Raw genomic sequence first — 245 nt, 5'->3', positions numbered from 1 at the left:
CCGGTGAGCCTGCGGCAGGCGGTGGTGACGTGGCTTTCCATCAAGTTTTCGTGGACTGGCGAAGTGCTGCAAGCTATTCCATAGCCCATGAAAAAAGGTGATCACCTCTTCCTCGTCGACGGCTCCGGATTCATCTTCCGCGCCTTCCACGCCCTCCCGCCGCTGGCCCGCAAGTAGGACGGTCTGCCCATCGGCGCCGTGTTCGGATTCTGCAACATGCACTGGGAGCTGTTGACCGATGCCCG

At 61.2% G+C, this 245-nt stretch carries 1 protein-coding gene; it reads right to left on the bottom strand.

Features of this window, described 5'->3' with window-relative positions:
• A partial coding sequence (locus R0J92_RS25715) for a hypothetical protein (protein WP_411053774.1) occupies positions 1-245 on the bottom strand: 245 nt, incomplete at both ends.

This window comes from Tritonibacter sp. SIMBA_163, from assembly GCF_046535935.1.
GTDB classification, from domain to species: Bacteria; Pseudomonadota; Alphaproteobacteria; order Rhodobacterales; family Rhodobacteraceae; genus Epibacterium; species Epibacterium scottomollicae.
Note: the sequence above shows the minus strand (reverse complement) of the source record. Positions and strands in the feature narration are given on the sequence as shown.